General features: G+C 49.9%; 1 protein-coding gene. It reads left to right on the top strand.

Going from position 1 to position 730, the window contains the following annotated elements:
• Positions 1-730 (top strand): beta-galactosidase domain 4-containing protein (locus R7Q46_RS26860; RefSeq protein ID WP_318078181.1); only part of this gene is annotated, 730 nt, incomplete at both ends.

Genomic DNA, 730 nt, shown 5'->3' with positions numbered 1-730 from the left:
TACACCATTACTGCTGACGTGCGTGCCGAAGGTGAAACCTTGCGAAGCGTGCAGTTTAAAGTCGAAGCTTTGGTCGCCAACAGCGAACGTAAAGTGACCATCGACCTGCCAGAATTGGATGAGCGCGAAGCCTTTGTTAACTTCACCGTACGCAAAGACAGTCGCACGCTTTACAGCGAAGCCAACCATGAAATTGCGGTGTATCAGTTCCAACTGAAAGAAAAGACCGCGTCTGCACCTGCGTTCATCAATCGCAACGCACAACCTTTGGTGATTAACGAAGGCCGTTTGGAACACGTAATTGAAGGCCATAACTTCACGCTTACTTTCTCGAAAGTAAACGGCAAGCTGACTTCTTGGCGCGTAAATGGCGAAGAGATCATTCAATCTGAGCCGAGACTGAACTTCTTCAAACCGATGATTGATAACCACAAACAAGAGTATGAAGGTTTGTGGCACCCAGCGCATCTGCAAATCATGCAGGAGCACTTCCGCACACTTGCTGTGGAAGCAACTGATGATTCCGTCTTGATTACAACCACCAGCATCATTGCGCCGCCGGTCTTTGATTTTGGCATGCGTTGTACCTACCGCTACCAAATCAACGCGCAAGGCCATTTGAATGTGGAACTGAGTGGCGAGCGCTACGGCGACTACCCTCACGTGATTCCGGTCATCGGCTTGGATTTGGGCATCAACGGCAGCTTTGACCAAGTGAGCTACTACGGTC

The sequence above is a fragment of the Vibrio sp. 811 genome (assembly GCF_033339195.1).
This window is presented reverse-complemented; position numbering and strand designations above follow the sequence as displayed.